This window comes from Rhodanobacter sp. Root179 (assembly GCF_001428465.1).
GTDB lineage: Bacteria > Pseudomonadota > Gammaproteobacteria > Xanthomonadales > Rhodanobacteraceae > Rhodanobacter.
The window spans coordinates 1-24,608 of the sequence record NZ_LMHR01000068.1 but is presented as its reverse complement, the minus strand read 5'-3'; the positions used below and the strand labels follow the sequence as shown (position 1 = coordinate 24,608).

The following is a 24,608-nucleotide window of genomic DNA, read 5'->3' as shown; positions in this document are numbered from 1 at the left end:
TCGGGGCCGGGTTCGACACGTATCCCCCGATTCCAGCCGAAACCGACCCCGAACCGAAGCGGAGCTGCCCATGTTGAACAAATCAATGCGACGACTGCTGCTGATCGGCATGGCCCTGTTGCTGCCGGCGATGGCCGCGCACGCCGAGGATCCGCCGCTGGTGCGCGCCAGCAACGCCGTGCGCGTGATGAACGACATCATGCAGGCGCCGGACAAGGCGATTCCGCAGGACCTGTTGCGCAATGCGCGGGCCATCGCGGTGATCCCGGACATGATCAAGGCCGGTTTCATCTTCGGCGGTCGCCGTGGCGAAGGGCTGATCTCGGTGAAGAGCCCGGACGGCACCTGGTCCAATCCCAGCTTCATCACCATGACCGGCGGCAGCGTGGGCTTCCAGGCCGGCGTGTCCTCCACCGACGTGATCCTGGTGTTCCGCACCCAGCGCGGCGTGGATTCGATCGTCAACGGCAAGTTCACCCTCGGCGCGGATGCGTCGGCCGCGGCCGGCCCGGTGGGTCGCACCGCCAGCGCCTCCACCGATGCCCAGCTGAAGGCCGAGATCTATTCGTACTCGCGCAGCCGGGGCCTGTTCGCCGGTGTCGCACTCGACGGTTCGGCGCTGCGCATCGACTATGATGCGAATGCTGCCGTGTATGGCGCTGGCGTGACCCCGCGGCGCATCTTCGAGGGCGGCGTCAGCAACGTGCCCACGCCCGTGGTGGACTTCCGCGACCGCCTCGAAGAGTACACTTCGCGCTGATGCGGAATGCCGGCCCGTGCGGGCTGGCGTTTCCGGTTCGATCCGTTTTCGAGGTAATACATGAGCATCTGGCACCTGATCATCCTGCTGGTCGTGGTCGTAGTGATCTTTGGCACCGGCAAGCTGCGCAACATCGGCTCCGATCTCGGTGGTGCCATGCGCGACTTCAAGAAGGGCCTGAACGGCGACGAGGAAGAAGCCAAGCGCAAGGAAGAGGCCGAGCGCCTGCGCGCCGATCCGCCCGCGTCGTCCGCTGGCCAGACCACGCAGAGTCAGCGCGACTCCAGCGATCCGAAGTAAGCCGGCGGGTTGCGGCGATGATCGAGATCAGCTTCGGCAAGCTGGTGCTGCTGGCGCTCATCGCGCTGATCGTGCTCGGCCCGGAAAAGCTGCCGGGCGCGGCGCGCACCGCCGGTGCGCTGCTGCGCCGCATGCGCAGTGGCTGGGACAACGTGCGCGCCGAAGTGGAGCGCGAATTGCAGATTGAGGAAATCAGGCGCACCGCGCGCGAGGCGGCCGCGCGGGCCGAAGCCGCGCAGGCGGAGCTGGATGCGGCCGTGCAGAAGGTCCGCGACGTGGGCAACGAGATTCCGCCGCCTGCCGCGACGGCGGTCGAGGCGGGCGAGGAACCCCCGATCATGCTGCCGCTGGTGGAGGCGCCGTCAGCGCCTGCCGCCGCCGATGATGCCGGATCCGACGACCGTACCGGCGACCTGTTCGCCCCGGTGAAGTCTCACGCGGAGCCGCCGCATGGCCACGCCTGAGCCCGACATCGACCTGCAGCAAGGCCTGTTCTCGCACCTGCTGGAGCTGCGCACGCGCCTGCTCAAGGCCTGCGCCACGGTGCTGCTGGTGCTGCTGGCGCTGGTGCCGTTCGCCAACCGCCTGTACACCGAACTGGCCGCGCCGCTGGTGGCGCGCCTGCCGCAGGGCGCGCACCTGATCGCCACCGAGGTGGCCAGCCCGTTCGTGACGCCGCTGAAGCTGGCGTTCTACGCGTCGCTGTTCATCAGCATGCCGATGATCCTGTACCAGCTGTGGGCCTTCGTCAGCCCCGGGCTGTACAAGCACGAGAAACGCCTGGCCCGCCCGCTGCTGGCCGCGGCGCTGGTGCTGTTCTACGTCGGCTGCGCGTTCGCCTATTTCCTGGTGCTGCCGGCGGCGTTCCGGTTCCTCACCGCGGTGACTCCCCAGGGCGTGGAGATGATGACCGACATCACCCACTACCTCGACTTCGTGATGCTGATGTTCTTCGCCTTCGGGCTGTGCTTCGAAGTGCCGGTGGCCGTGGTGGTGCTGGCCGCGGTGGGCATCGTGGACGTGGACAAGCTGCGCAGCGGGCGCCGCTACGCGATCGTGGGCGCGTTCGCGATCGCCGCCTTCATCACCCCGCCGGACATCACCTCGATGATCATGCTGGCGGTGCCGATGTGCCTGCTCTACGAGCTGGGTGTGCTGGCGGTGCGCTGGCTGGTCAAGCCGGTGAAGCCGACTCCGGCCGGCAGCTGATCGCGCGCCAACGGCGTCAGTACAAGTCGATCGGATCGACGTCCAGCGACCAGCGCAGCTTGCGCGCCAGCGGAAGCCTGGCCAGCGCCAGCTGCCACGAGCGCAGCATGCCGTGCAGGCTGCGCCGGCTGGCGGCTTCCAGCAGCAGCTGGGCGCGATGACGGCCGGCGCGCAGCGGCATCGGCGCGGGCATCGGGCCGGCGATCTGCAGTGAATCGTCCTGCGGCAAGGCCGCACGTGCGGCGGCGAGGAAGCCGTCCACGTCCTCGCGCCGCACCGACTCGGCACGCAGCAGCACCTGGTGGCTGTATGGCGGCAACTGGATCAGCCGGCGTTCGGCCAGCAGTTCGCGCGCCGCCGCCGCATAGCCTTGCGCCAGCAGGCTGCGCAACAGCGGGTGTGCCGGCTGGTGGGTCTGCAACACCACACGGCCGGGCTTGCTGGCGCGGCCGGCGCGGCCGGCCACCTGCACCACCAGCTGGGCCAGCCGTTCGCCCGCGCGGAAGTCGATGCTGTGCAGGCCTTCGTCGACACCGACGATGGCGACCAGGGTGAGGTTGGGCAGGTCGTGGCCCTTGGCCAGCATCTGGGTGCCGACCAGGATCGCCGGCTGGTCGTCGGCCAGCGTTTCCAGCAATTGCTCGAAGGCGTCCCGGCGCCGGGTGGTCTCGCGATCGACGCGCAGCACCGGCGCCTGCGGAAACAGCGTGACCAGCGCCTCCTCCAGCCGTTCGGTGCCCTGGCCCTGCGGCTTGAGATCGCCGGCGCCGCAGGTGGGACAGGCGGCGGGCAGGCGCTGGCGATAATCGCAGTGGTGGCAGATCAACTGGCGCCGACCCGCGTGCAGGGTCAGCGGCCGCTCGCAGCGGGGACAGTCGGCGTGCCAGCCGCAGGCGTGGCACAACAACACCGGCGCGTAGCCGCGGCGGTTGCGGAACACCAGCGCCTGTTCGCCGCGCGCCACCGTGTCCGCCACCGCGGCCAGCAGGGCGGGCGACATGCCGTGCTCCAGCCGCTGCGCCCGCATGTCGATGATCTGCACCTGGGGCGGCCGTATCGCGCCGGGGCGTGCACGCAGGTGCAGGGTGCGGTAGCGGCCGGCCTCGGCGTTGGCCAGCGATTCCAGTGACGGCGTGCCCGAACCCAGCAGCACCGGCACGCCCAGCGCCCGGGCGCGCACCACGGCCAGGTCGCGGGCGTGGTAGCGGAAGCCGTCCTGCTGCTTGTAGGAGCCGTCGTGTTCCTCGTCGACGATGATCAGCCCGGCCTGCGGCAGCGGGGTGAAGATCGCCGAGCGGGTGCCCAGGATCACCCGCGCCGTGCCGGCGCGTGCACGCAGCCAGGCGCGGGCGCGATCGCCCTCGGACAGGTTCGAATGCAGCACTTCGATCAGTACGCCGAGCCGCTGGCGCAGGCGCCGCACGGTCTGCGGCGCCAGGCCGATTTCCGGCACCAGCAGCAGGGCCTGCTTGCCCTGTGCCAGCACCTGTTCGATCAGCGCCAGGTAGACCTCGGTCTTGCCGCTGCCGGTGACGCCGTCGAGCAGGAAGGGCTGGAAGCTGCCGAGGCTGGCGCCCACCGTGGCCACCGCCTGCTGCTGCTCCTCGTTGAGTTGCGGTGCCGGCGATGCTGGAGGCCGGTGATCCGCTGGCGGCCGTTCGCTGCGTTCGAGCAGGCCGGCCGCGGCCAGCCGCCGGGCCGCTTCGCGCCAGCCGGGCAGGCGTTCGGTCAGTTCCTGCGCGCTCAACGCTCCCGTGGCGAGCAGGGCCAGCAAGGCCTTGCTGCCGCCGCGCCGGTTGCCGGTATCGTGCGCGCTGCGCCCGCTTGCGGTGGTCGACCAGTACTCGTCGCCGATCGGCGGCAACGGCTTCGCTTCGCGCAAAGCCAGCGGCAAGGCGTTAGCGTATGCCTCGCCCGGCGCGCCGAGCCAGTAGTCGGCGGCCCAGGCCAGGGTTTGCATCAGTTCGGCGTCGAGCAGGGGCTCGTCGTCCAGCAGACGGGTCACCTGCTTCAGCCGGCCGCCCTCGACCGCGGCGGCGGCCTCGATCGCCACCACGACGCCGACGCGCTTGCCACGGCCGAACGGCACCAGCACCCGACTGCCCACGCCAGCCTCTCCCGTGGCCGGTGGCAGGTAATCGAACAGGGTGGGAAGGGGCACCGGCAGGGCGATGCGCAGGACGGCGGGCATGGGCAACCTCATGGGCGGGTCAGTGTAACCGCCGGCTCCGTCCGGCTCGCCGCGCCGTGTGCGGCCGCTCGCCCGGAGTTGCGTGAACTTGCTCCCCGTCTATCGAGGAGTCGGGGGTAAGTGGCTATCCCGGGGAGGGTTTTACGCTTATCCACAGCGGCTGTGGATAAGTCTGTGGATGCAACGGGGAGGGCAGGCCGCAAAGGGCGTGGTGGCGCCCTTCATGACGGCTTGACGACGTTTTGGTCACGTAGAAAAATTGTTTTCAATCAAGTGCATGCAAAATGCGTTCGGGCATGGTTCACACAATTGACAAACCCGTGAGCAGTGCCTTGACAGTCAGTTGATGCTGTGCAAAACCGCTGGCGGAGCCATCGAAAAACGGGCTCAGTGAGCCATGCCCAGCAGCGCGGCGATCGTCAGCGCGAAGATCAGCAACCAGAAGTAGAACCAGCCGATGAACCAGAATTTCACCACGGTCATCGGCCAGCCCTGGTGGTATATCCGTTTCTGCATGATCAGCAGACAGGTCGGGATCCACAGGATCAGCAGGGTCTGCACCCAGCCCAGCACCTCGCCGGTCCAGGCTGCATGTGGATGCAGCCAGCTCGACAGCATGCCGACGAGGGTGATCAGCAGCAGGCTCATGAACATGAAGGCGTGGCTGTGCAGGGCCACGATCAGGTGTTCCATGTACAGCCGTCGGCGGAATATGTAGAACAGCTTGAGCAGGCCGGCGAACACCGGGATCAGCACGAACATGGTCATCGGCAGCGCGCCGAAGACGCCATTGATCATGCGTTGCTTGGCTTCGGCGCGGGTGGCGGGATCACCGTCCTTGTACGCCCGTACGTTGTCGCGGAAGCGCTGGCCCAGCGTGGTCAGGCGGGCGTTGACCACGTCCGGCAGCCAGCTGACGTGGATCGGTTCGGAGGCTTCCCTGGCCCTGGCGGACCGGACTTTCGCCGGCTTGGCGCTGTCGGCGCTCCGTGCCGGTGCCGGCTCCGGCGATGCGGCGACGGAGCTGGCCGGCATCGGCGCGGAGCCCAGCGCAATCAGGCGTTGGTTGGCCTTCTGGCGAAGTTCCTGGTCGGCGGCCTGGATGCGTTTTTCCAGTGCCTTGGGCGGTAGCACGCCGGTTTCCCGCGCGCTCTGCAGGCCTTCAAGTTCCTCCTTCAGTGCCTTGCGCACGTCAGCCGGAGTGGCGGCGCCTTCGATCTCCGAACTGTCCACCTTCACCAGGGGCAGTCCGGTTGCGGGGAGCTTGTCGGCAAACTGGTCGATCGCCAGGTGAAACACGAAGAACGACAACAGGCACAACACGAACATCAGCCGGAACGGCGCGATGTAGCGCACCCGCCGGCCGCCGAAATATTCCAGCGTGAGGAAACCGGGCTTCAGCAGCAGTGGCGGCAGTGTGTGCACGATGCGACCGTCGATGTGCAGCACCGTCTCCACGGTCTCCTCGAACATGTGGTGCATCGGCTTGAGCACGCTGTGGATCGACTGCCCGCACTCGTGGCAGAACTCGCCCTGCATCGGGGCGCCGCAGTTGGCGCAATGCATTCCTTCGTAGCTGGTGAGCTGCTTCATGGCAGTCCGTAGTCCGTCGCAGCGGGGAATAGTCGCACAGGTTGCCCGGGCGGCGGCCGTGACGAATGGCTCAGGTAGAATGACCGGCTCTGGAGTCTGCTGTGTCGATGAAACCCTTCCGTCCCGAACGTGCCCGTCTGCAGCACGAGGTGCGCGCCACGGTGCGTCTTGCGCTGCCGTTGATCGCTGCCCAGCTGGCGGCGATCGGCAGCAACGTGATCGACACGGTGCTGGCCGGCCACGTCAATGAACACGTGCTGGGCGCGGTGGCGGTGGGCGCGAACATCTGGTCGCTGGCGATCGTCAGCGGCATCGGCATGATGATGGCGGTGCCGCCGTCGGTGGCCCAGCTCGATGGCGCCGGGCGCCGGCCCGAGGTGGGCGCAGTGTTCCACCAGGCGCTGTGGATGGCGCTGGGCATGGGCGTGCTGCTGTGGTTCGCGGTGCGCCACGCGGAACCGCTGATCGATTTCATCGGTGTGACGCCGAGCCTGCGCCACGACGTGCAGCGCTTCCTGCTGGCGATCAGCTGGGGCGCGCCGGCGCTGACCTGCTACTTCGCGCTGCGCGGCCTGTCCGAAGGCCTGTCGCTGACCCGGCCGTCGATGTATTTCAGCCTCGGCGGGCTGGCCCTGCTGATCCCGCTGGGCTACGTGCTGATGTTCGGCAAGCTCGGCATCCCGCCGCAGGGCGCGCACGGCTGCGGCGTGGCCACCGCGATCGTGCTGTGGCTGGAGATGCTGGCATTCGGCACTTATGTGGTCTTCCGCAGCAATTATCGCGGGCTGGGGCTGTTCGAACGTTTCGAATGGCCGAACCTGCGCCGGATCGGCCATCTCCTGCACATCGGCCTGCCGATGACGGTAACCCTGCTGGCCGAGGCCGGGCTGTTCGTGGCCACCGCGCTGATCATCGCCACGCTGGGCGAGTCGGTGATCGCCAGCCACCAGATCGCGATCAACATCGCCTCGTTCTTCTTCATGATCCCGCTCGGACTGGCGATGGCGATCACCGTGCGGGTGGGCAATGCGGTGGGGCGTGGCGACGAGCAGGGCGTGCGCTACGCGGGTTTCTGCGGGATCGGCCTGACCTTGGTGACGCAACTGGTTTCGGCCGGCTTCATGCTGGGCCTGCCCCATTTCATCGCCACGCTGTACACGCGCGATCCGAAGGTGATCATGCTGGCCGCGCAACTGATCATGCTGGCCGGCGTGTTCCAGTTTTCCGACGGCATCCAGGTGGCCGCCAATGGCGCGCTGCGCGGCCTCAAGGACACCCGCGTGCCGATGGCGATCACCCTGTTCGCGTACTGGGTGGTCGGCATGCCGGTGGGCTGGTGGCTGGCGTTCCACCACGGCATGGGCGCGCGGGGCATGTGGATCGGCCTGATCGCCGGCCTGTCGGTGGCCGCGGTGATGCTGTTCACCCGCTTCTGGCGCAGCGCCTGGAAACAGCGCTGGCGCCGCCACCGGTCGATCACGGCAGCGGCCTGACCCTCGACCCGCTACGCTGGCCCATCAAACACGGACTACCCATCGCATGACCTCACCGCCACCGCTCCGCCGCAACGGCTTCTGGGCCTTTCTCTGCGCCGTGGGGCGTTTCATCAACGGCTGTCGGCTGATCATCATCAACGTGGTGTTCTTCGGCCTGCTGTTCATCCTGCTGCTGGTGCTCGGCGCCGACGTGGATCGCACGGTGCAGTCCGACAGCGTGCTGGTGATCAAGCCGCGGGGGCAGCTGGTCGAGCAGTCCAGCATCGATCCGCTGCAGCGCGCGCTGGACGGGTTGTCCGGCGAAGAGCCCAGGCAGGTGCAACTGCGCGACCTGGTCGGCGCGATCGATGCCGCGGCGAAGGATCCGCGGATCAGCCGCATCCTGCTGCTGCCCGACGAATTGCAGGGCGGCGGCTTTGCCGCGTTGCGCGAAGTCGGCGCGGCGCTGGACCGGTTCCGGGCGGCGGGCAAGCCGGTGATCGCCTGGGGCGTGAACCTGGACCAGGGCCAGTATTACCTGGCGGCCCACGCCGACCGGCTGCTGGTCGATCCGCAGGGCGGCGTGATGCTCACCGGCCTGGCCAATTACCGGCTGTTCTACAAGGACCTGCTGGACAAGCTCGGCGTGGACGTCCACCTGTTCCGGGTCGGCGAGTTCAAGAGCGCGGCCGAGCCGTACATCCTCGACCACGCCTCGACCGAGGCGAAGCAGGCCGACAGCTACTGGATGGGTGGCCTGTGGACGGGCTACCTGGCCGAGGTGGCGCAGCTGCGCAAGCTGGACCCCGCCACGTTGCGCGACGACGTCGACAACCTGCCCGAGCATATCGCCAGCACCCAGGGCAACCTCGCCGAGCTGGCGCTGAACCAGCACCTGGTCGATGGGCTGGCCACGCGGGCCGACCTGATCGCGATGATGCGCAAGGAAGGCGTGCCGGCCGACCGCAAGGGCCACGACTTCCGCCAGATCGCGCTGGACCGTTATGTCTCCGCAGTGTCGAGCGATGGCGATCTGCCCGCCGCGGGCGTGGCGATCGTGGTGGCCGAGGGCGAGATTGCCGGCGGCAAGCGCGGTCCCGGTTCGATCGGTGGCGAATCGACGGCGGCGCTGATCCGCAGCGCCCGCGAGGATCGCAAGACCAGGGCGCTGGTGCTGCGGGTCAATTCGCCCGGCGGCGAGGTGTATGCCGCCGAGCAGATCCGCCGCGAGGTCGAGCTGACCCGCACGGCCGGCATTCCCGTGGTGGTCTCGATGGGCGACGTGGCGGCCAGCGGCGGCTACTGGATCTCGATGAATGCGAACCGCATCTTCGCCGAGCCCAACACGATCACCGGATCGATCGGCATCTTCGGCCTGTATTACACGGTGCCCGGCACGCTGGCCAGGCTCGGCGTGCAGAGCGACGGCGTCAGCACCGGGCCGATGGCCGGCGCGTTCGACATCACCCGTCCGCTCGATCCGAAGGTCGGCACGGTGATCCAGGCGATCATCGACAAGGGCTATCGCGATTTCGTGGGCAGCGTGGCCAAGGCCCGGGGCAAGAGCTACCAGGCGATCGACGCCATCGCGCAGGGGCGGGTGTGGACCGGCGAGCAGGCGCTGCAGCGTGGCCTGGTCGACCAGCTCGGCGGGCTGGACGCGGCGGTGGCCGAGGCGGGTCGTCTGGCCCGGCTGGGCAAGGGCTATCCGGTGCGCTACGTGGAACCGCCGCAAGGCGGCTTCGAGCGCTTCCTGATGGGCCTCAGCCAGAGCGCCAGCGTGCATGTGCTGCAATCGTTCGGCGTGCGCCTGCCGGACTGGGTCGCCCAGCTGCCGGCGAAAGCCCCCGAACTGCAGTTGCTGCGCAATGCGAAGGCGGGCACGCCGAACATCTACGCTGACTGCCTGTGCCGTCCGCGTTGAGCTGAGGCCGCCAGCGGCTACTGGCCCGCGGCCTCGATCTGCTTGTCCTGCTCGGCGGATTTTTTCTCCAGCGCCTTGCTGACGTCCTTCGCGCGCTGCTCGTCGGCGCGCATCGCGTCGAACGGCGTGCTGACCGCGGCCGGTTTCGCCTGCGGTTCGGGCGGCTTGCGCGAGCATGCGCCCAGCGCGGCAAGGCAGAGCAGGAGCGGCAGCAGCTTCATGGCGATGTCCGTGCGTGATGGATGCGGCGAGTGTCCCGCCAGTGGCGGGCGCCAGGCAAGGAACGCGTTGGCAGCCTGCGTATGAGGCTTTAAGCTGACCGGATGAACAGCCGCCTCGATGCCTGGCAACTGCAAGGCCACAACGCCCTGATCACCGGCGCCAGCAAGGGCATCGGCCACGCCACGGCGCGCGAGCTGGCCGAGCTGGGCGCCAACCTGCTGCTGGTGGCGCGCGATGCGGATCACCTGGAGCAGGTCAGGGTCGAGCTGGCCGACGATTTCCCCGCCAGCGAGGTGATGGCGTTCGCCGCCGACGTCAGCGAAGCGGAGGATCGGCTGGCCGTGTTCGACTGGATCGCCGACCTGGGCACGCCGCTGTCGCTGCTGGTCAACAACGCCGGCGGCAACCAGCCCGGCGCCACGCTCGACTATCGCGTGGACGACTGGCGCCGGATCTTCGAGCAGAACCTTTTCAGCGCGTTCGAGATGTGCCGGCTGGCGCATCCGCAGCTGGTGCAGCACGCGCATGCGGCGATCGTCAACGTGGGCTCGGTGTCCGGAATGACCCACGTGCGCACCGGTTCGCCCTACGGGATGAGCAAGGCCGCACTGCACCAGCTCACTCGCAACCTGGCCGCCGAATGGGCGGTGGACGGCATCCGGGTCAACGCCGTGGCGCCGTGGTACATCCGCACCCAGCGCTCCGAACCGGCGCTGGCCGATGCCGACTACCTCGACGAGGTGCTCGATCGCACGCCGCTGGACCGGATCGGCGAACCGGAGGAAGTCGCGGCGGCGATCGCCTTCCTGTGCCTGCCCGCAGCCAGCTACATCACCGGCCAGGTGCTGGCGGTGGATGGCGGCTTCCTGAACTACGGCTTCTGAGCCTTGCGCGCGCCGGCGCGCCGCGGCGTCAGAACTCGGCCACGTGATCCTCGGCGGCAAAGCCGATGGTGACCGCGCCCTCGCCCACGTTGACCATGCCGGTGATGCTCATCGGCGCTTCCATCAGCTCGACGCCGCATTCCTCGCAGGCCTGGCGCAGCTCGAGATAGCCGGGCAGGTGCTCCAGCACGGCAAGGTCGCCGCCGTAGCTGGCGCACACCATGGGCACGATCAGGCCGGCGCGGACCCGTTTGGTCACGTAGCCGAACAGCGCTTCGGCGCCCTGCTCGAAGCCGCGCACCTTGCCGACCGGGCCGGTTTCGCCCTGGAAACAGCGCAGGATCGGCTTGATGTCGAGTGCCGAGCCCAGCATGGCACTGACCAGGCCCACGCTGCGGTCGTTCTTCTTCTTGGCGCGGGCGCGCAGGTAGTAAAGGTCACGCGGCAGCATGTAGCCATAGGTGTGATTGGCGACATGGGTGAGTCGCTCGCGGATCGCGGCGGGCGGTTCGTCGGCGGCGATCAGGCGGGTCGCCTCGTAGATCGCCGGCGCGGCGCCGGCGAAGATGTTGCGGGTGTCGACCACGCGCATCATGAACGGGCCGGGGACGCCGGCCTGGTCGCGCACCTGGCGATAGTTCTTGAGGATGCCGAAGCTGGCCTTGTTGACGTGCTCGTTGATCGGGCTGCGGGTGGCGGTGATGGTCAGGCAGAACACGCAGTCCTGTTCCAGCACCAGTTTTTCCAGGAACAGCTTCTGGACCTCTTCCACCGGGCACGGTTCGGTCTCGGCCGAATGGCTGCGGTTGCCCAGCCGGCGGTTGATGAAGCGCTGGATCTCCTCCGGCCGGCGGTCATCCATGAAGACTTCGCGGTCGATCCGGACCGTGATCGGCATCACCGCGATGTCGTGCTTCTGAAGGAACTCCTGCGAAAGATCGCAGGCCGCATCGATTGCCAGACCCATCCGCATCAGGTAGTCCCCCGCAACATTGATGGCAGGCAAAACATAACATGAGGGCCGTGATTGTGGCGTCTGTCGCGACTTTGAACGAACGCCGCGATGATCCGGCTGGTCGGGGGCCGACGGCCCCCCTAAAATGAAGCCACTGAACTGGCATCTCGCCGGCGTGGCGTCGCCGGTAACGTGATTCGGGCAATACCCAGATGAAAAGCAAACAGGAAATCGTCTCCAACTGGCTGCCGCGCTATACCGGCACCGCGCTGGAGCAATTCGGCGAACACATCCTGCTGACCAATTTCGGCAATTACGTGGAGCTGTTCGCCCAGTGGCATGGCGTGGAGGTGCAGGGCCGCGACCGGCCGATGCCGAACGCCACCGCCGACGGCATCACCCTGATCAACTTCGGCATGGGCAGCCCCAACGCGGCGACCGTGATGGACCTGCTCGGTGCGATCGAACCGCAGGCCGCGCTGTTCCTGGGCAAGTGCGGCGGGGTCAAGAAGAAGAACCAGCTGGGCGACCTGGTGCTGCCGATCGCAGCGATCCGTGGCGAAGGCACCAGCAACGACTACCTGCCGCCGGAGGTGCCGGCGTTGCCGGCGTTCCAGTTGCAGCGTGCCGTGTCCACCATGATCCGCGACCTTGGCCACGACTACTGGACCGGCACGGTCTACACCACCAACCGGCGCGTGTGGGAACACGACGACACGTTCAAGGATTACCTGCGGCGCACCCGCTGCATGGCGGTGGACATGGAGACGGCGACGATCTTCGCCGCCGGCTTCGCCAACCGGATTCCGTGCGGCGCGCTGCTGCTGGTATCGGACCAGCCGATGGTGCCCGAGGGCGTCAAGACCGAGGCCAGCGATCGCAGCATCACCGCGAAGTATGTCGAGGCCCATATCAAGATCGGCATCGAGGCACTCAAGCTGGTGCGTCGCAACGGTCGCAGCGTGAAGCACCTGCGCTTCGAGGAAGAGATCGAGTCGGAATGAGCTGCAATGAAGAGCCCCGCCATGGCGGGGCTCTTCATGTAGCGAGTCGACCGGGTCGAATGCCCGATCAGGCTTCCGGCGCGCCCGGGAATTTCAGGCTGAGGCCTTCGCCCTGCACGGTGGACACCCAGTCGATCACGATGCCCCGGGCACGCTGTGCGCTGGCCGGATCAAAATGCACTTCGAGGCCGTTGGCCACCGCCACGATGTCGTGCTCGCTGGCCGGCGCCAGCTGGAAACCGGCGCTGTGGTCGGGGCCGATCTCCAGGTGCAGCGCCACGCCCTGGGCGTTCGCGGTGCCCTGGCGGATCGCCTCGGCGGCGGCGTCGGTGATGGTGATTTCCGGCGGCGTGCGGTCCGGTGCGGACACGCCGAACAGCTGGTGCAGTTCGCCGCTGCCGTACATCTGGCGAATGATGTCGGCGCCGCCGACCAGCTCGCCTTCCACGTACAGCTGCGGAATCGTCGGCCAGTCGCCAAAGGCCTTGATGCCTTCGCGGATCTCCGGATCGTCCAGCACGTTGACCGTGTGGTATTCCGGCAACAGTTCGTTGAGCGTGTTGGTGGCGGCGGCGGAGAAGCCGCACATCGGCTGGCTGCGGTTGCCCTTCATGAACAGCACCACGCGGTGCTCCCTGAGCAGGGTTTCGATGCGTTCGCGGGTGCCGGGATCGAGCGACATGGCGTGATTTCCTGAAGATCGGGGGGAGACCGTCCATGATACCGCGCCTGCGGGGCCGGCTGACTTGACCCGGATCAGCTTGAAAAATGACTTCCGGTCATTTATAAATGACCAATGGTCAACAAAGCTCCCGCCAAGATCGGTCCGGGTCGTCGCGCCGTCAGCGCCGACCTGAAGGATCGCCGCCGCAGCGAAATCCTTGCCGCCGCGCTGCGGCTGCTGTCGGAGCGGCCGTATGCGGCGATCACGATGAGCGACGTGGCGGCGGCGGCCGGCGTGGCCAAGGGCACCAGCTACTTGTACTTCCCCACCCGGGAGGCGCTGTTCCTGCAACTGCTGGCCGAGCATTACCTCGGCTGGTTCGATGCCTTCGATGCACGGCTGCAGGCGTCCGCCGCCAGCAACCTCGACGGCTGGATCGACGGGCTGCTGCAGGATTTCGCCCGGCGTCCGCTGCTGCTGCAGCTGATGGGCGTGCTGCATGCCGTGCTGGAACACAACGTGCCGGTGGCCGAGGTGCTGGCGTTCAAGCGGCAACTGGCGCAGCGGGTGACCGCCAGCGGCGCCGCGCTGGAACAGCGGCTGCAGCTGTCGCCCGGTGCAGGCAGCCGCCTGCTGCTGTGGCTGCAGGCGATCGTCCCCGGCCTGGCACAGATGGCGGCGCCGCCGGCGCCGTTGCGGGCCGCGCTGCTGGCTGCGCCGGATCTGTCCGGCTTCGTGATCGACTTTTCCGCCGAACTGCGGCGACTTCTGCTGGCCCTGATTGCCGGCTTGCGTACCTGCCCGGAGACCTTGCATGACCCCCGAACCTGATCACCGCACCGCCCTGGTGACCGGCGCTTCCAGCGGGCTGGGCGTGGCCTTTGCCCGCGAGCTGGCACGGCGTGGCTGGAACCTCGTGCTGGTGGCGCGCAGCGAGGCACCGATGCAGCAACTGGCCGATGAATTGCGCGCCGACGGTGCGATGGTGCAGGTGCATCCGGCTGACCTTGTCGACGCGGGCGCGCGCGAAGCGCTGGTGGCGAACCTGGCCAGTGCCGGCGTGCAGATCGATGCGCTGGTCAACAACGCCGGCTTCGGCGTGTTCGGTGAATTTGCCGACACCGATTGGGCGCGCCTGGAAAGCATGCTGATGGTGGACGTGATGGCGCTCACCCATCTGACCCGCCTGTTCCTGCCGGGCATGCGCCAGCGCGGCTACGGCCGCGTGCTGCAGGTGGCATCGACCGGCGCGTTCCAGCCTACGCCCGGCTACGCCGCCTACGCGGCGGCGAAGAGCTACGTGCTGGCGTTCTCCCACGCGCTGGACGAGGAGCTGCGGGACAGCGGCGTGCATTGCACCGTGGTTTCCCCCGGGGTCACCGCTACCCGTTTCCTCGAAGTGTCCGGCCAGCGCGCCACCTGGTACCAGCGGCTGACCCGGATGGAGGCGCCGGCGGTGGCCAGGCGCGGCATCGACGCGATGCTGGCCGGGCGCGCCGGGGTGATCACGGGTTGGGTCAATGCCTTGATGGCCCATTCGATCCGGCTGACGCCGCGCGTGCTGTCGGCGCGGGTCGCGGGCAGGCTGATGCGCAACTGAGCCGGTGCGGCGGTGATCAGCCCTGCGTGCGCAAGGCGTCCGCCGCCACCGGGGCGATCGCGGCCAGCCAGCGCCGGTACTGGTCGGCGGCAGGATGCAGTCCGTCTGCGGCGACCAGCTGTGGATGCGCCCGCGAGATGCCGGTGATGTCGACGAAACCGGCGCCCGCGCGCGCACTCTCGTGGCGGGCGATCGCGTTGTAGACGTCCAGTTCCGCCGCGATCACCGAGCGGTCGCGGCCCTGTTCGCCGGCGAAGCGGGTGACGCCCCAGTCGGGAATCGATACCACCACCACGCGGGCGGCGCGGCCACCCGCCAGTGCCGTGGCGCGGGCCAGCAGCGCGGCGAACTGCGTGCGGTATTCGTCGGCCGGCCGGCCGCGATACTGGTTGTTCACGCCGATCTGCAGGCTGACCAGCGCGTAGGGCGGGTGCAGCGCGGCCTGGTCCATGCCCTGCGCCAGCTCGTCGGTGGTCCAGCCGGTGACCGCGATGATCTGCGGCTCGTCGATCGGCAAGCCATCCGCCCGCAACTGCCGCGCCAGCAGGGCCGGCCAGCGTTCGTCGGCCGCCACGGCCTCGCCGATCGTGTACGAATCGCCGAGCGCGAGATAACCCGTCGGCACGACGTTCAGGCCACCGCGGCGGCGGGTGACTGCTCGCGCGCCATCCCCGCCAGCACCCGTTCGATGCGCACGAACACTTCATGCAGCTGCGCCGGCGGCGGCAGCAGGGTCAGCCGGAAGTGGCGGCTGCGCGGCACGTTGAAGCTGCTGCCGGGCACCACCAGCACCGACTCCTCTTCCAGCAGGCGCAGCGCAAACGCTTCGTCGTCGAAGCCGGGAATGCGGTCGGCGCGCACCTGGGGGAACGCGTAGAGCGCGCCATCGGGTGCGACCAGTTCCAGGTATTCGCTGGCGGCCACGCCGTCGAGCACGGCCCGCCGCGCCTCATGCAGGCGGCCGCCCGGCGCGGTCAGCGTGCCGATCGTGGGCGCGTCCTGCAGGGCGGGCAGCACCGCCCACTGCGCGGTGACGTTGGCGCACAGGCGCAACGCAGCCAGCAGCTGCAGTGCGTCGCGATAGGCGGCGCTGTGGGTCGGGTCGCCGGAAAGACTCATCCAGCCGACCCGGTAGCCGCAGGCACGATGGACCTTCGACAGGCCGCCGAAGCTGAGGCAGGGCAGCTCGCCGGCCACTTCGGCCAGCGGCTGGAACCGGGCGCCGTCGTAGAGGATCTCGTCGTAGATCTCGTCGGCCAGCAGCAGCAGCCGATGGCGCGCCGCGATCGTCACCAGCCGTTCCAGCATCGCGCGCGGGTAGGTGACGCCGGTGGGATTGTTCGGGTTGATCAGCACCAGGGCGCGGGTGCGCGGGCCGATCAGCGCCTCGATCTCGTCCGGATCGGGCAGGTGGCCGTTGCGCGCCAGGCAGCGGTAATAGCGTGGCTGGCCACCGTTGAGGATGGTGGCGGCGCTCCACAGCGGATAGTCCGGGCTGGGCAGCAGCACTTCGTCGCCGTCCTGCAGCAGCGCGCGCAGGGACAGGTCGATCAGCTCGCTGACGCCGTTGCCGATGAAGATGCGCTCGGCGTCCACGCCGCAGGCGCCGCGGGCGCGCTGTTGCGCGGCAATCGCCTCGCGGGCCAGCTCCAGTCCCTGCTCGTGGCCGTAGGCCTCGCTGTCGTGCAGGTGGCTGGCGATCGCCTCGCGCAGGTGCGCCGGCGCCTCGAAACCATAGCGGCCGGGGTTGCCGATGTTGAGCTTGATGATGTCCCGCCCGGCCGCTTCCAGCTCGCGCGCGCGCCGGGTCAGCGCCCCGCGGATTTCATAGCGCACGTCCGCCAGGTGCGCACTGGGTGTGATCGAGACCAACGCCGGTATCCTTGTCGCAGGTTGATGACGGGCGGCGGTCGTGCCGCCGGCAGCCCGATGCTAGCAGCGTGATGCAGTGCAGCGCGAGGGCTGCACGGCCGTTTTGCGGTTCATCGTCGGGCAATCTTCGGGCAGGGCATAATCACCGAACCGTGCCGACTGATCTCCCCCATGAGTGATCCCGAAACGATCGAACGCCTGCGCAGCATCGGCTGGCGTGGTGACTGGCTGCCCGATGGCGGCCTGCGGCTGGCGCGGGTGGTTGCCCAGCACCGGGCCGGCTACGAATTGCACGACGGCCAGACGCTGTTCGGCGCGCAGCCGGACGGGCGCTACCTCAAGCGCGGCATCGATGCGGGCGAGCGGCCGGTGGTTGGCGATTTCGTCGAAGTGAGCGACGGCAAGCCGCCGCACATCGTCAACGTGCTGCCGCGGCGCACGGTGCTGTCGCGCGCCGCCGCGGGCGAGCGCTACGAGCGCCAGCTGATCGCCACCAACATCGACTACGTGCTGGTGCTGACCGGTCTGGACGGCGATTTCAATCCGGCGCGGATCGAGCGCTACCTGTCGCTGACCGAGGACTCCGGCGCGCAGCCGGTGGTCCTGCTCAGCAAGCTGGACACCCGCGACGATGCGGACGCGCAGATCGCGGCCTTGCGCGCACGGCTGCCCGCCGATGTGCCGATCCATCCCTTGAACGGCAAGGATCCGGCCAGCGTGGCCTTGCTGGCCCGCTATCTCGGGCCGGGCGACAGCGCGGTGCTGGTCGGTTCGTCCGGCGCCGGCAAGTCGACCCTGACCAACACCTTGCTCGGCACCGCCACGATGGCCACCGCCGAGGTGCGCAGCCACGACAGCCGTGGCCGCCACACCACCACCCATCGCGCCCTGCTGCAGCTGCCCAGCGGCGGCTGCATGATCGACACGCCGGGCATGCGCGAACTGAAGCTCACCGGCGAGGAAAACCTCGACCTGTTCGCCGACATCGAGGCGCTGGCCGAAGCCTGCCGGTTCGCCGACTGCGGCCACGGCAGCGAGCCGGGCTGCGCGGTGCAGGTGGCGCTGGACAATGGCGAACTGGCGCCCGGCCGCTGGCGCAACTACCTCAAGCTGCACGACGAGCGCGAGGAGCAGGCGGCCACGCTGGAAGCACGTCTGCGCAAGCAGCGCGGCGGCCGTCCGATCGAACGGCCGCACGGCCATCGCGGGCAGCGCGAGCGCGACTGAAGCCGGGCGGCTCCCACGCTGGCGGGCGAAGCGTCTAGTATCGCGGCAACGCCATGGGTGCGCCGGCATGCGCTGGCGGAGTCGCCGCCTGCCACCCACCGCCGCGCGCCCGGATGGTGCGCCGACGCCGCCACCTGCGCTGGACTGCCACCATGAACGCCCCGGATCACCACGTCGCGCCCGAGCTGCAGCGCTACGCCGCCCTCGACCAGCGCCTGCTGGCGGCCGTGCGCGGCATCCACATCCTGCCCACGGTGGCGTGGCCGGCGTCGCTGGAAAACCGCATGATCGACGCCTACAGCCGGGGCCAGTTCAGCCTGCCGGAAGTGACGTACGCGCGGCCGGAGCTGAGTGCCGTGCGGGCCGAGCTGGCGGCGATCGAGGCCGCCGCCGGCGGCAGGGATCCGCTCGACATCGATCCGCTGGGCGACTACCTGCGGCGCACCGCCGAGTCCTGGCGCATCGCCGCCGAAATGCTGGAGTCGGTCGGCAGCGCGGGCGTCACCGCGCCGTCGATCGCCCTGTATGGACGTCCGGACGACATGATCCCCGGCAGCCAGCGCAGCAACCTGGACGCCGCCCATTACTTCGTCGCCCTGTCCGACGAGCTGGGCGCGGACCTGCTCGCCGACGACAGCATCGTGAACATGCCGGCCGACGCGCTGCGCGCCGACCTGTCCGCCACCCTCGACGACTTCTTCGGCGCCGGCACGATCAGCGTGGAAGTGGACCCCGAACTGACCGCCAAGGCCGCCGCCGGCGCCACCCGCATCCGCCTGCGCGGTGGCGACTGCTTCAGCGATTACGATCGCCACCAGTTGCTGGCGCACGAGGCCTTCGTGCATTCGCTGACCGCCCTGAACGGCCGCCGGCAGCCGTTGCTGGCGTCGCTGGCGCGCACCTCGCCGCGGGTCACCGCCACCCAGGAAGGCCTGGCGGTGTTCGCCGAGCTGATGTCCGGCGCCATCGACATCACCCGGCTCAAGCGCATCAGCCTGCGCATCCTGGCCATCGACATGGCGCTGAACGGCGCGGATTTCGTCGAGGTGTACAAGTATTTCAGCCTGTGCGGGCAGAGCACGGCGGACAGCTTCCACTCGGCCCAGCGGGTGTTCCGCGGCGTGCCGCCGGGCGGCGGCGCGGTGTTCGCCAAGGACAACGTCTACCTGTCCGGGCTGCTCACCGTGCACACCTTCTTCCGCTGGGCGCTGCGACAGCGGCGGATGGATCTGCTGCGCCACCTGTTCGCCGGCAAGCTGACCCTGCACGACGTGATCGCGCTGCAGCCGCATTTCGAATCCGGCGCGATCCTGCCGCCGCGCTGGCTGCCGCCGTGGATGCAGCACGTGCATGGACTGGCCGGCAAGCTGGCCTTCTCGGTCTTCATCAACGGCATCCAGTTGAGCCAGGTGCAGGGCGAGGACTGGCTGGCCGGCGTCTGAATCCGCGCCGTGGTCGAAACCGGGGCAGGCCGCGCCGGTGTTAACATCACGGCACGTCGACTGCACTGCCGGCCGACGCTCCTTCAAGGACAACAACGCATCCCATGAGCCTCCCCGAAGAACTGCGCCTCGCCGCGCTCGAATATCACCGCCTGCCCCGGCCGGGCAAGATCAAGGTCACCCCGACCACCTCGCTGCTGACCCAACGCGACCTGTCGCTGGCGTATTCGCCCGGTGTGGCCGCGGCCTGCGACGCGATCGTCGAGGACCCGACCACCGCCGCCGAATACACCGCGCGCTCGAACCTGGTGGCGGTGATCAGCAACGGCACCGCGGTGCTCGGCCTGGGCAACATCGGCCCGCTGGCCAGCAAGCCGGTGATGGAAGGCAAGGGCGTGCTGTTCCAGAAGTTCGCCGGCATCGACGTGTTCGACATCGAGATCGACGAGAACGACCCGGACAAGCTGGTCGACATCATCGCCAGCCTGGAGCCGACCTTCGGCGGCATCAACCTGGAAGACATCAAGGCGCCGGAGTGCTTCATCGTCGAGCGCAAGCTGCGCGAGCGGATGAAGATCCCGGTGTTCCACGACGACCAGCACGGCACCTCGATCATCGTCGGCGCGGCGCTGATCAATGCGCTGGTGGTGGTCGGCAAGAAGATCGAGGACATCCGCGTGGCCACCACCGGCGCCGGCGCGGCGGGCATTTCCTGCCTGGACATGCTGGTGGCGCTGGGCGTGAAGCCGCAGAACATCCTGGCGTTCGATCGCGACGGCGTGATCCACACCGGGCGCACCAACCTCGACCCCGACAAGCAGCGCTACGCGCGTGACACGAAAGCACGCACGCTGGCCGAGATCGTCGATGGCGCGGACGTGTTCCTGGGCCTGTCCGCCGGCGGCATCCTGAAGCCGGAGATGGTCGCCACGATGGCCGAGCGGCCGATCATCTTCGCGCTGGCCAACCCGAACCCGGAGATCACCCCGGAAGACGCCAAGGCGGTGCGGCCGGACTGCATCATGGCCACCGGCCGGTCGGATTATCCGAACCAGGTCAACAACGCGCTGTGCTTCCCCTACCTGTTCCGCGGCGCGCTGGACGTGGGCGCCACGGTGATCAACGAGCCGATGAAGATCGCCTGCGTCAAGGCGATCGCGGCGCTGGCGCGGCGCGAGTCGTCCGACGTCAGTGCGCGCGCCTACGGCGGCAAGCCGCCCAGCTTCGGGCCGAATTACCTGATCCCGCAGCCGTTCGACCCGCGCCTGCTGCTGCAGTTGCCGCCGGCGGTGGCGAAGGCGGCGATGGATTCGGGCGTGGCCACGCGGCCGATGGCCGATTTCGCCGAATACACCGATCGCCTCACCAGCTTCGTGTTCCGCACCGGCCTGCTGATGAAGCCGGTGTTCGAGCGGGCCAAGTCCGCGCCCGCGCGGCTGGTCTACGCCGAGGGCGAGGAAGAGACCGTGCTGCGCGCGGTGCAGGTGGTGGTCGACGAAGGCCTGGGCAAGCCGATCCTGATCGGTCGCCCCGAAGTGATCGACAAGCGCATCAAGCGCGCCGGCCTGCGCATCAAGCCCGGCGTCGACATCGAGATCTGCAACATCAACTCCGACCCGCGCTTCGACGACTACTGGCAGCACTACCACCGGCTGATGGAGCGCCGCGGGGTCACGCCGTCGATGGCCAAGGCGGTGATCCGCTCGCGGCCCACCGCGATCGCCGCGCTGATGGTCGAGCGCGGCGAGGCGGACGCGATGATCTGCGGCCTGGTCGGCCAGTACCAGAGCAAGCTGCGCTACATCCGCGACATCATCGGCCTGGACGAGGGCGTGGTGGAACCGTCGGCGATGGCCGCGGTGTCCACTGACAAGGGCACCTTCTTTTACCTCGACACCCACGTGCAGGACGATCCCTGCCCCGAGCAGATCGCCGAGGCCACGCTGCAGGCATCGATCCGGCTGAAGCTGTTCGGCATCCAGCCCAAGATCGCGCTGCTCTCCGGCGGCAACTTCGGCAGCCGCGACACCTGCGGCTCGAAGAAGATGCGCAAGGCGCTCGAGCTGATCCGCGCCCGCGCGCCGCGGCTGGAAGTGGAAGGCGAGATGCAGGCCGACGTGGCGCTGGTGCCGGCGTTGCGCGAAAAGCTGTTCCCGCATTCACGACTCGAGGGCAAGGCGAACGTGTTCGTGTTCCCGAACCTGGACGCGGCCAACATCGCCTACAACATGACCCGCATGCTGTCGGACGGCGTGGTGATCGGCCCGATCCTGATGGGCGTGGCCAAGCCGGCGCACATCCTGATGCCGCAGTCGACCGTGCGCCGCGTGGTCAACATGAGCGCGGTGGCCTGCGTCGAGGCGCAGATCCGCGCGGCAAATCGTTCGCAGGGCTGAAGTTTTGCGACGCCTGCCATGCGCCGGCGCATGGCAGGCGGATTGGCTAGCCTCAGGCCCAGCGGCTAGACTTGGACGTTGATTCCCGCCGCACTCCCCGGCGGCGGGCATTCCCCCTCAAGCATGAGCGCTGCAACGGCGCTGCGGAGAATCTTCATGGATCAGCTCGACGATATCCTCAACCAGGACATCGACCCCACCGAAACCCGCGAGTGGATCGATTCGCTCGACGCGGTGATCCATCACGACGGTACCGAGCGCGCGCACTTCCTGCTGGAGAAGATGGTCGACACCACCCGCCGTTCGGGTGGCCATCTGCCGTTCAATCCCACCACCGAATACGTCAACACGATCCCGCCCAGCCAGGAGGCGAAGAGCCCCGGCGACGCCGCGATGGAATGGCGCATCCGCTCGCTGATCCGCTGGAACGCGATGGCGATGGTGGTGCGCGCCAACCGCAAGCCCGGCGAGCTGGGCGGCCACATCGCCAGCTTCGCCTCCAGCGCCACGCTGTACGACGTGGGCTTCAACCATTTCTGGCGCGCGCCCAGCGCCGACCACCCGGGCGATCTGGTATTCCACCAGGGCCATTCCAGCCCGGGCGTCTACGCGCGTTCGTTCCTCGAAGGCCGCCTGGCCGAGGACCAGCTCGACCTGTTCCGCATGGAAGTGGTCGGCAAGGGCCGCGCGCTGTCGTCGTATCCGCATCCGTGGCTGATGCCGGATTACTGGCAGGTGCCGACGGTGTCGATGGGCCTGGGTCCGATCCAGGCGATCTACCAGGCACAGTTCTTCAAGTACCTGGAGAACCGCGGCCTGGTGCCGAAGAGCGACCGCAAGATCTGGTGCTTCCTGGGCGACGGCGAGTGCGACGAGCCGGAGTCGCTCGGCGCGATCTCGCTGGCCGGGCGCGAAGGCCTGGACAACTTGATCTTCGTGATCAACTGCAACCTGCAGCGCCTGGACGGCCCGGTGCGCGGCAACGGCAAGATCATCCAGGAACTGGAAGGCGTGTTCCGCGGCGGTGGCTGGAACGCGATCAAGCTGGCCTGGGGCAGCTACTGGGACCCGCTCCTGGCGCGCGACGACAAGGGCGTGCTGCGCAAGCTGATGATGGAAACCGTCGACGGCGAGTACCAGGCCTGCAAGGCGTTCGGCGGCGCGTACACGCGCGAGCATTTCTTCGGCAAGTATCCGGAGACGCGCGAGATGGTCGCCAACCTCAGCGACGACGACATCTGGCGGCTGAACCGTGGCGGCCATGATCCGCACAAGGTCTATGCGGCCTACCACGCGGCGTCGAACACCAAGGGCATGCCGACGGTGATCCTGGCCAAGACGGTCAAGGGCTACGGCATGGGCCTGGGTTCGGGCGAATCGCAGAACCCCACCCACCAGCAGAAGAAGCTGGACGACGAATCGGTGCGCCACTTCCGCGACCGTTTCCAGATCCCGATCGCCGACGACAAGCTGCACGACGAAGTGCCGTACTACCACCCGGGCATGGATTCGCCGGAAGTGCAGTACATGCTGGAACGCCGCAGGGCGCTGGGCGGCTTCCTGCCGCAGCGCCGGCGCAAGGCCGAGGCCAAGCTGAAGGCGCCGGAGCTGGCCGCGTTCGAGCAGATCACCAAGGGCACCGGCGAGCGCGAGATCTCCACCACCATGGCGCTGGTGCGCGGCATCAACCTGCTGCTGCGCGACAAGCAGCTGGGCGAGCGGATCGTGCCGATCGTCGCCGACGAGGCGCGCACCTTCGGCATGGAAGGCATGTTCCGCCAGATCGGCATCTACGCGCCGTTCGGCCAGAAGTACAAGCCGCAGGACTCCGACCAGCTGCTGTACTACCGCGAAGACCAGAAGGGCCAGGTGCTGCAGCAGGGCATCAGCGAGGCCGGCGGCATGGCCTCGTGGATGGCGGCGGCGACCAGCTACTCGGTCAGCAACCAGGCGATGTTGCCGTTCTTCATCTACTACTCGATGTTCGGCTTCCAGCGCATCGGCGACCTGTGCTGGGCCGCCGGCGACATGCGTGCGCGCGGCTTCCTGGTCGGCGGCACGGCCGGCCGCACCACGCTGAACGGTGAAGGCCTGCAGCACGAGGACGGCCACTCGCACCTGCTGGCCGGCGCGATCCCCAACGTGAAGGCGTACGACCCCACGTTCTCCTACGAGGTCGCGGTGATCCTGCAGGACGGCGTGCGCAGCATGCTGCAGGAGCAGGAAGACCACTACTACTACATCACCGTGATGAACGAGAACTACAGCCACCCCGACCTGCCCAAGGGCAGCGAGGAAGGCATCATCAAGGGCATGTACCTGTTCCAGGATGGCGGCAAGCCGAAGAAGGGCGAGCCGCGCGTGCAGCTGCTGGGCTCGGGCACGATCCTGCGCGAGGTGATCGCGGCGGCCGAGCTGCTGGAGAAGGATTTCGGCGTGAAGTCCGACATCTGGTCGTGCCCCAGCTTCGTCGAATTGCGTCGTGACGGCTTCGACGCCGAGCGCTGGAATCGCCTGCATCCGGAAGCGGAGCAGCGCGTGCCGTATGTCACCAGCCTGCTCGACGGGCGTTCCGGCCCGGCGATCGCCGCCACCGACTACGTGCGCGAGTTCGCCGACCAGATCCGCGCCTTCATGCCCGACGGCATGCGCTACACCGTGCTCGGCACCGACGGTTATGGCCGCTCGGACACCCGCGCGCACCTGCGTGACTTCTTCGAGGTCGACCGTTACTGGATCGCCCACGCGGCGCTGGCCGCGCTGGCGAAGGACGGCAAGGTCAACGCCAAGGACGTCAGCCGGGCGATCAAGGAATACAAGCTCGACCCGGAGCGGCCCAATCCGCTGGGTCAGTAGGCACCGCGCTCACGAAAGCCCCGCTTCGGCGGGG

20 protein-coding genes and 1 pseudogene are annotated in these 24,608 nt (G+C 68.4%); 14 read left to right on the top strand and 7 right to left on the bottom strand.

Going from position 1 to position 24,608, the window contains the following annotated elements; genetic code table 11:
• The first annotated feature begins 70 nt into the window (after positions 1–70).
• Genes ASD82_RS06835 through tatC form a run of 4 tightly spaced genes read left to right on the top strand, consistent with a single transcriptional unit; the run spans position 71 to position 2,269 of the window.
• Positions 71–760 carry a lipid-binding SYLF domain-containing protein gene (locus tag ASD82_RS06835; RefSeq protein ID WP_056717094.1) on the top strand — a complete coding sequence of 230 codons (690 nt, stop codon included), beginning with the start codon at positions 71–73 and terminating at the stop codon, positions 758–760.
• Positions 761–820: 60 nt separating this feature from the next.
• A complete protein-coding gene (tatA, locus tag ASD82_RS06830) occupies positions 821–1,060 on the top strand; it encodes a Sec-independent protein translocase subunit TatA (protein ID WP_056717093.1) in 240 nt (79 codons plus the stop codon).
• A 17-nt stretch (positions 1,061–1,077) separates the two neighbouring features.
• Entirely contained in the window at positions 1,078–1,524 is a 447-nt protein-coding gene (tatB, locus tag ASD82_RS06825; protein ID WP_056717092.1) for a Sec-independent protein translocase protein TatB, read from the top strand.
• The gene (gene tatC / locus ASD82_RS06820; protein WP_056717091.1) at positions 1,511–2,269 is read left to right on the top strand and encodes a twin-arginine translocase subunit TatC; all 759 of its coding nucleotides are present in this window, start codon (positions 1,511–1,513) and stop codon (positions 2,267–2,269) included. Before tatB ends, tatC begins: the two co-directional genes overlap by 14 nt.
• 16 nt (positions 2,270–2,285) lie before the next feature.
• Here the strand turns inward: tatC and ASD82_RS06815 are convergent, their stop codons facing one another.
• Entirely contained in the window at positions 2,286–4,460 is a 2,175-nt protein-coding gene (locus ASD82_RS06815; RefSeq protein WP_056717090.1) for a primosomal protein N', read from the bottom strand.
• 387 nt (positions 4,461–4,847) lie between these two features.
• The gene (locus ASD82_RS06810; protein ID WP_056717089.1) at positions 4,848–6,053 is read right to left on the bottom strand and encodes a DUF3667 domain-containing protein; all 1,206 of its coding nucleotides are present in this window, start codon (positions 6,051–6,053) and stop codon (positions 4,848–4,850) included.
• Between the two features lie 107 nt (positions 6,054–6,160).
• On the opposite strand from ASD82_RS06810, the gene ASD82_RS06805 reads away from it, so the two are divergent.
• Together ASD82_RS06805 and sppA are read left to right on the top strand one after the other, a co-directional pair.
• Entirely contained in the window at positions 6,161–7,546 is a 1,386-nt protein-coding gene (locus ASD82_RS06805; protein ID WP_056717088.1) for an MATE family efflux transporter, read from the top strand.
• 46 nt (positions 7,547–7,592) lie between these two features.
• Entirely contained in the window at positions 7,593–9,452 is a 1,860-nt protein-coding gene (gene sppA / locus ASD82_RS06800; protein ID WP_056717087.1) for a signal peptide peptidase SppA, read from the top strand.
• 17 nt (positions 9,453–9,469) lie between these two features.
• Here sppA and ASD82_RS06795 read toward each other — a convergent pair whose 3' ends face one another.
• The gene (locus tag ASD82_RS06795) at positions 9,470–9,673 is read right to left on the bottom strand and encodes a hypothetical protein (protein ID WP_007809979.1); all 204 of its coding nucleotides are present in this window, start codon (positions 9,671–9,673) and stop codon (positions 9,470–9,472) included.
• Between the two features lie 102 nt (positions 9,674–9,775).
• Between ASD82_RS06795 and ASD82_RS06790 the strand changes: the two genes are divergently transcribed.
• Positions 9,776–10,558, top strand: a complete 783-nt coding sequence (locus tag ASD82_RS06790; protein WP_056717086.1) for an SDR family oxidoreductase — start codon at positions 9,776–9,778, stop codon at positions 10,556–10,558.
• Positions 10,559–10,586: 28 nt separating this feature from the next.
• Here the strand turns inward: ASD82_RS06790 and ASD82_RS06785 are convergent, their stop codons facing one another.
• A complete protein-coding gene (locus ASD82_RS06785; protein WP_200946052.1) occupies positions 10,587–11,531 on the bottom strand; it encodes a DegV family protein in 945 nt (314 codons plus the stop codon).
• A 194-nt stretch (positions 11,532–11,725) separates the two neighbouring features.
• On the opposite strand from ASD82_RS06785, the gene ASD82_RS06780 reads away from it, so the two are divergent.
• Positions 11,726–12,517: an AMP nucleosidase gene (locus ASD82_RS06780; RefSeq protein WP_056717084.1), complete on the top strand. Its 792-nt coding sequence runs from the start codon at positions 11,726–11,728 to the stop codon at positions 12,515–12,517.
• A 79-nt stretch (positions 12,518–12,596) separates the two neighbouring features.
• On the opposite strand, the pseudogene grxD reads toward ASD82_RS06780, so the two are convergent.
• A pseudogene (gene grxD, locus ASD82_RS06775) lies at positions 12,597–13,199 on the bottom strand (Grx4 family monothiol glutaredoxin); the annotation flags it as partial.
• A 114-nt stretch (positions 13,200–13,313) separates the two neighbouring features.
• Between grxD and ASD82_RS06770 the strand changes: the two are divergent.
• A complete protein-coding gene (locus tag ASD82_RS06770; protein ID WP_235580654.1) occupies positions 13,314–14,012 on the top strand; it encodes a TetR family transcriptional regulator in 699 nt (232 codons plus the stop codon).
• Positions 13,996–14,781: an SDR family oxidoreductase gene (locus ASD82_RS06765; RefSeq protein ID WP_056717083.1), complete on the top strand. Its 786-nt coding sequence runs from the start codon at positions 13,996–13,998 to the stop codon at positions 14,779–14,781. Before ASD82_RS06770 ends, ASD82_RS06765 begins: the two co-directional genes overlap by 17 nt.
• A gap of 16 nt (positions 14,782–14,797) precedes the next feature.
• Here ASD82_RS06765 and ASD82_RS06760 read toward each other — a convergent pair whose 3' ends face one another.
• Both ASD82_RS06760 and ASD82_RS06755 read right to left on the bottom strand, forming a co-directional pair.
• On the bottom strand, positions 14,798–15,406 hold the full coding sequence (locus tag ASD82_RS06760) for an SGNH/GDSL hydrolase family protein (protein ID WP_056717082.1): 609 nt from the start codon (positions 15,404–15,406) through the stop codon (positions 14,798–14,800).
• A gap of 5 nt (positions 15,407–15,411) precedes the next feature.
• Positions 15,412–16,653, bottom strand: a complete 1,242-nt coding sequence (locus tag ASD82_RS06755; RefSeq protein WP_056717081.1) for an aminotransferase class I/II-fold pyridoxal phosphate-dependent enzyme — start codon at positions 16,651–16,653, stop codon at positions 15,412–15,414.
• A 171-nt stretch (positions 16,654–16,824) separates the two neighbouring features.
• Between ASD82_RS06755 and rsgA the strand changes: the two genes are divergently transcribed.
• The 4 genes from rsgA to aceE all read left to right on the top strand — a co-directional run bounded on the left by rsgA (position 16,825) and on the right by aceE (position 24,574).
• Entirely contained in the window at positions 16,825–17,880 is a 1,056-nt protein-coding gene (gene rsgA, locus ASD82_RS06750; RefSeq protein ID WP_056717080.1) for a ribosome small subunit-dependent GTPase A, read from the top strand.
• 152 nt (positions 17,881–18,032) lie between these two features.
• On the top strand, positions 18,033–19,322 hold the full coding sequence (locus tag ASD82_RS06745; RefSeq protein WP_056717079.1) for a flavohemoglobin expression-modulating QEGLA motif protein: 1,290 nt from the start codon (positions 18,033–18,035) through the stop codon (positions 19,320–19,322).
• Between the two features lie 104 nt (positions 19,323–19,426).
• A complete protein-coding gene (locus tag ASD82_RS06740; RefSeq protein WP_056717078.1) occupies positions 19,427–21,718 on the top strand; it encodes an NADP-dependent malic enzyme in 2,292 nt (763 codons plus the stop codon).
• 156 nt (positions 21,719–21,874) lie between these two features.
• Entirely contained in the window at positions 21,875–24,574 is a 2,700-nt protein-coding gene (aceE, locus tag ASD82_RS06735; protein WP_056717077.1) for a pyruvate dehydrogenase (acetyl-transferring), homodimeric type, read from the top strand.
• The last annotated feature ends 34 nt before the right edge of the window (positions 24,575–24,608 follow it).

What these genes read in the sequence shown, in the direction of transcription:
- rsgA (WP_056717080.1), top strand. Translation starts at nt 16,825, where the DNA reads ATGAGTGATCCCGAAACGATCGAACGCCTGCGCAGCATCGGCTGGCGT.
- ASD82_RS06795 (WP_007809979.1), bottom strand. Translation starts at nt 9,673, where the DNA reads ATGAAGCTGCTGCCGCTCCTGCTCTGCCTTGCCGCGCTGGGCGCATGC.
- sppA (WP_056717087.1), top strand. Translation starts at nt 7,593, where the DNA reads ATGACCTCACCGCCACCGCTCCGCCGCAACGGCTTCTGGGCCTTTCTC.
- ASD82_RS06805 (WP_056717088.1), top strand. Translation starts at nt 6,161, where the DNA reads ATGAAACCCTTCCGTCCCGAACGTGCCCGTCTGCAGCACGAGGTGCGC.
- tatA (WP_056717093.1), top strand. Translation starts at nt 821, where the DNA reads ATGAGCATCTGGCACCTGATCATCCTGCTGGTCGTGGTCGTAGTGATC.
- ASD82_RS06815 (WP_056717090.1), bottom strand. Translation starts at nt 4,460, where the DNA reads ATGCCCGCCGTCCTGCGCATCGCCCTGCCGGTGCCCCTTCCCACCCTG.
- aceE (WP_056717077.1), top strand. Translation starts at nt 21,875, where the DNA reads ATGGATCAGCTCGACGATATCCTCAACCAGGACATCGACCCCACCGAA.
- tatB (WP_056717092.1), top strand. Translation starts at nt 1,078, where the DNA reads ATGATCGAGATCAGCTTCGGCAAGCTGGTGCTGCTGGCGCTCATCGCG.
- ASD82_RS06835 (WP_056717094.1), top strand. Translation starts at nt 71, where the DNA reads ATGTTGAACAAATCAATGCGACGACTGCTGCTGATCGGCATGGCCCTG.
- ASD82_RS06770 (WP_235580654.1), top strand. Translation starts at nt 13,314, where the DNA reads ATGGTCAACAAAGCTCCCGCCAAGATCGGTCCGGGTCGTCGCGCCGTC.
- ASD82_RS06745 (WP_056717079.1), top strand. Translation starts at nt 18,033, where the DNA reads ATGAACGCCCCGGATCACCACGTCGCGCCCGAGCTGCAGCGCTACGCC.
- ASD82_RS06790 (WP_056717086.1), top strand. Translation starts at nt 9,776, where the DNA reads ATGAACAGCCGCCTCGATGCCTGGCAACTGCAAGGCCACAACGCCCTG.
- ASD82_RS06740 (WP_056717078.1), top strand. Translation starts at nt 19,427, where the DNA reads ATGAGCCTCCCCGAAGAACTGCGCCTCGCCGCGCTCGAATATCACCGC.
- ASD82_RS06785 (WP_200946052.1), bottom strand. Translation starts at nt 11,531, where the DNA reads ATGCGGATGGGTCTGGCAATCGATGCGGCCTGCGATCTTTCGCAGGAG.
- tatC (WP_056717091.1), top strand. Translation starts at nt 1,511, where the DNA reads ATGGCCACGCCTGAGCCCGACATCGACCTGCAGCAAGGCCTGTTCTCG.
- ASD82_RS06780 (WP_056717084.1), top strand. Translation starts at nt 11,726, where the DNA reads ATGAAAAGCAAACAGGAAATCGTCTCCAACTGGCTGCCGCGCTATACC.
- ASD82_RS06765 (WP_056717083.1), top strand. Translation starts at nt 13,996, where the DNA reads ATGACCCCCGAACCTGATCACCGCACCGCCCTGGTGACCGGCGCTTCC.
- ASD82_RS06810 (WP_056717089.1), bottom strand. Translation starts at nt 6,053, where the DNA reads ATGAAGCAGCTCACCAGCTACGAAGGAATGCATTGCGCCAACTGCGGC.